2 protein-coding genes are annotated in these 3,670 nt (G+C 72.8%); both read right to left on the bottom strand.

The annotated features are described in order from the left end of the window. Positions 1-372 precede the first annotated feature (372 nt). The gene (locus tag LHA35_RS27970) at positions 373-1,374 is read right to left on the bottom strand and encodes a Bug family tripartite tricarboxylate transporter substrate binding protein (protein WP_226614607.1); all 1,002 of its coding nucleotides are present in this window, start codon (positions 1,372-1,374) and stop codon (positions 373-375) included. 316 nt (positions 1,375-1,690) lie between these two features. Next, positions 1,691-3,547: a methyl-accepting chemotaxis protein gene (locus tag LHA35_RS27965; protein ID WP_264185852.1), complete on the bottom strand. Its 1,857-nt coding sequence runs from the start codon at positions 3,545-3,547 to the stop codon at positions 1,691-1,693. Positions 3,548-3,670 lie beyond the last annotated feature (123 nt).

The following is a 3,670-nucleotide window of genomic DNA, read 5'->3' as shown; positions in this document are numbered from 1 at the left end:
CCCGCCGTGATCGCCCCCAGATAGGCCGCGAACCGCGCCTCGCCCGTCCTCGGCCGCCTTGTCTGCCTCTCTACCATCCCCCACATATAGGAAGACCGGAAAGCTTTGACACAGTAAGACTAGAGAAGATCGCGGACGGGCGCGAACGCCCGGGAGCCTGAATCCGCTCGGGAATCAAGGCGGGATCGCGGATCGCGGACGGGCGCGGACGCCCGGGAGGGTGGACCTGCTCGGCAGCCAAGGCGGGAGGGCAGGTCGCGCACGGGCCTGGGCGCCCGGATGCGCGAATCCGCTTCATGAAGAAGGCGCTGCGGCGGGTGGCGTTCGGAAGTCAGCGCCATCCGCCGCAGGCCCGGCCATCCATCCGCCGGCTCAGCTCTGGACGATGTTGAACTGCCTGGCGATGCCGACCCAGGTGCTGATGTCCTCGCGCATGATCTGCACGAAATCCGCGCCGAGCGGCGTCGGCTTGCGCGGCAGCGTCACCAGCTCCTCGCAGCGCTGGCGCAGCGCCGGAGTCTCCAGCAGTTGCGGGATCAGCGCCGTCATCCGCTCCGCGATCGGGGTCGGCAGGCCCTTTGGCGCGGAGAGGCCGAGCCACTGGCTGGAGGTGAGCTTCGGGAAGCCCTGCTCCGCGAAGGTCGGGATGTCCGGCATCTGCGCCAGCCGCTGCGGGGAGGAAACGCCAAGGCAGCGCAGCGTGCCGTCCTTCAGCATCGCCACATTGGTGGTGATCGGGTCGATCATGCTCTCGATCACGCCGGCCATCAGGTCCTGCATGGCCGGCGCGCTGCCGCGATAGGGCACGTGGTCGAGGTTGGGCGTTTGCGCCTCCGCCCCCAGCATGACGCCGAGGAGATGCGGCGCCGAGCCGATGCCGGAGGAGCCGTAGCGCACCGGCTTGCTCTTCGCCGCGGCGATGTAGTCGCGCAGGGTCCGGTAGGGCGAGCTTGCCTTCACGATCAGGACATTCGGCGCCTCGACCAGCATGCCGAGATGGGTGAAGTCATTGATCGGGTCGAAGGGCAGGGTCGGCAGGGTCGCGGTCGAGAAGACCTGCACCGAGGCATGGCTGACCAGGAAGGTGTAGCCATCGGCCGGCGCCTTGGCGACGAAGTCGGTGCCGATGACGCCGCCGGCGCCGGCGCGGTTCTCCACCACCACGGTCTGGCCCAGCGCCTGGCTCAGCGGCGGGGCGATGAGGCGGGAGATGGTGTCGACCAGGCCCCCCGGGGGGAACTGCGCGACCAGGCGGATCGAGCCGCGGCCCGGCCAGGCGCCGTTCTGCCCGGCCCCTTGGGCAAGGACGTGGCCGGGCAGGACGACCGGGGCGGCGAGGCCGGCGGCGAGGCCAAAAAAGTGGCGACGTTGCATGCTCTGCGCTCCTTTGCGGCAGGGGGCAGAGCGGAGTGCCCTATGATTGCGCAACGGACATCGCCGCGCCCGCAACCCGCCCCCGGGCGGGGGGAGCTGAGCAACCTCCGTGCCGGGCGGCGTCCTGCGTCATGCTGTCCCGGCGATAGGCTGGGCCTGCGCGCGGCCGCGGCCCGCTCCAGCGGATTGCGCGCAAGACTGAACGCCCATCCGCCGGAGGCCCTTGTCCGCAGGGCAGGGTCACCCCGCGGGGCGTTCACGCCCCTCCGCGATCTGCCCTGGGCGGGCCACTGGCCGGAACGTCGTGAGCCGGGTATCAGGCGGCCCGGTCCCGCGGCTGCGGGTAGGCCGTCTCGGTCAGCGCCTCGAAGGCGCGGCGATAGGCATCGGTGATCGCCTGCTCATCGAAGCGCAGATGCAGGCCCCGCAGCCCCGCCTCGCGGACCTCGCAGGCGATCTGTACCTTGCGCCGCGGCAGGTGCAGCGTGCCGCGCGTGCCGGCCGGCAGCGCCGCGATGCCGCCGGCCAGCGCGCCATGGGCCGAGATGTTCACCAGGCTCCCTTCCAGGCGCTGCCCGTTCGCCTCGATCAGGCAGGGTTCGGAGACGGGGTAGCGCGGCTCCATGCGCCGGTCGGCCTCCGCCATGGAGGTGCGCACCATCTGCAGCAGGTCCTGGCGCATGCCGCGCACGCCCCGGTCCACCTCGCCGCTGCCGTCGCGCATGCGGACGGCCCGGATGCCCGCCGCAGCGGCATCCGAGGCCACCGCCTCGATCCGGCCGGCCATGGCCCGCACCTCCTCGCCATTGCCGGCGACGTTGCGGGCGATCTCCTGGGTCGCCGCGCCCTGCTGCTCCACCGCCGCGGCGATCGCGCCGGCGGTGCCGGAGATCTCGTCGATGGCCTGACCCATCCCGGAGACGGCGCGCACCGCCGCCTCCGTCGCGGATTGGATGCCGGAGAGCTGGCGCGAGATGTCCTCGGTCGCCCGCGCGGTCTGGGCGGCGAGCTGCTTCACCTCGCTGGCCACCACCGCGAAGCCCTTGCCGGCCTCGCCGGCCCGTGCCGCCTCGATCGTCGCATTCAGCGCCAGCAGGTTGGTCCGCTCGGCGACGTCGCCGATCAGCCGCACCACCTCATGCACCTGCCCCGCCGCCTGGGCGAGGGTGGCGATGGTGGACTCGGCGGCGCGGCCGCCCTCGACCGCCCGGGCCACCACCGCCGTCGCATGCGCGGTCTGGCCGGCGATCTCCCGGATGGAGGCGGAGAGCTGTTCGGTCGCGGCGGCGACGGCCTGGGTGTTGTCCAGCGCCCGCCCGGCCGATTCCGCCGCGGCCGCGGCATTGCCGCCCAGACGCTCGGCCATCCCGGCGACCTCGGCCGCCTGCGCCGCCATCGCTTCCGTGCGCTGCGCGACCTCGTCCACCGCGGTGCGCGTGGCGTCCTCCACCTTGTCCGCCATCTCGCGCACCGCCGCGGTCCGCTCCTGCCCGGCGCGACGGTCGAGCTCGGCGCGCTCCTGCTCCGCATAGGCGATACGGGCCCGCATGGCGCGCAGCAAGGCGACGACCGGCCGGAACTCGCGGGCGGGCGGGGTGTGGATATGCCCCTTCAGCTCGCCGCGCGCGATCTTCACGAGCTCCGTCTCGAGCTGGCGCAGATGGCTCCGCTGGCCGGCAAAGCCCAGCAGGCCGAGCCCGCCGAGCAGCAGCAGGCCGCCGAGGCCCGCCGCCGGCACGAGCCAGAGGCGCTGCCCGTAATCGGCCTGCGAGCCCGCATAGGCCTCCGCCGTGCGGCTGGCATGCAGCTCCGCAAGGGCCAGGTTGAGCTGGTTGGCCGGAGCGAAGAGCGGGAGCATCCTCTCCTGCAGATGGGTGCGCAGCGCCGGGCCGTCCCGCCGCTCGGCGATGGCCAGGGCGGGCTCCAGCCCCTCCTGCCAGAAGCGCTGTCGCGCCTCCGCCAGGCGCTGGGCCAGGCTGCGCTCCTCCTCGCGGCGAAGGCGGGCGGTGAGGGCGGACCAGGCCTCGCCGATGCGGGCCTGCTCCGAGCGGATCGCGGCGATGCGCTGAGAAACCGGGATGCCGGCCTCGATCTCGGCCGGCATCAGCGAGACCTGCAGGATGGTGTCCCGGCTCAGGTCACGGATCTCGGCCAGCCGCATGGCGGGCTGCATCCGGGTACCTGCTCAACCCGGGGCGAGGACGGACTCGCCCTGTAGGGTGGTTTGGATAGCCTGAAAGGCGCCGATGCCGCGCCGCGCGGCGGTGCCGACGACAGAGCGAACGGCGGCGTAAAG

This window comes from Roseicella aerolata (assembly GCF_020523605.1).
In the GTDB taxonomy this organism is placed as follows: Bacteria; Pseudomonadota; Alphaproteobacteria; order Acetobacterales; family Acetobacteraceae; genus Paracraurococcus; species Paracraurococcus aerolatus.
Note: the sequence above shows the minus strand (reverse complement) of the source record. Positions and strands in the feature narration are given on the sequence as shown.